The 614-nt window shown below is 47.2% G+C and carries 1 protein-coding gene; it reads right to left on the bottom strand.

Translation table 11 applies throughout. The features are described 5' to 3' along the window. Nucleotides 1-614 (bottom strand): Ig-like domain-containing protein (locus tag INP79_RS15415; protein WP_228520130.1); only part of this gene is annotated, 614 nt, incomplete at both ends.

Raw genomic sequence — 614 nt, 5'->3', positions numbered from 1 at the left:
TGAACAAGGGCAGTACCCAGCTTGGTGCCATTATCGTAGATCGTGATGGTGTCGCCAGGGTTGCCATTGGAACCACGGATCTCAGGCTTGTTATCGTCGATAGTGGAGTTATTGGCAATCACACTTTGGACTGGACCAACATCATCATAGCCTTCAAACGCTGGAGTATTTGGTGCAACCGTATCGATTGTGAAACCAAGTGGTGCAGACGGATCACTGGTGTTACCAGCTGGATCAGTCGCAGTCACGGTAATGCTGTGTGAGCCATCAACCAACGGAGTTGTCGGGGTGAATGTCCATTTACCATCAGGCTGAACAAGGGCAGTACCCAGCTTGGTGCCATTATCGTAAATGGTGATGGTGTCACCAGGGTTACCATTGGAACCACGAATTTCAGGCTTGTTATCATCGATGGTTGAATTATTAACGATCACACTTTGAATTGGACCAACATCATCATAACCTTCAAATTCTGGCGTATTTGGCGCAATTGTATCCACTGTGAAGTCCAACGGCTGCGATGGATTACTTGTATTACCAGCTGGATCAGTCGCAGTCACTGTAATGCTGTGTGAGCCATCAACTAATGGTGTTGTTGGTGTGAATGTCCAAGT

Source organism: Methylophilus sp. QUAN (assembly GCF_015354445.1).
In the GTDB taxonomy this organism is placed as follows: domain Bacteria; phylum Pseudomonadota; class Gammaproteobacteria; order Burkholderiales; family Methylophilaceae; genus Methylophilus.
This window is presented reverse-complemented; position numbering and strand designations above follow the sequence as displayed.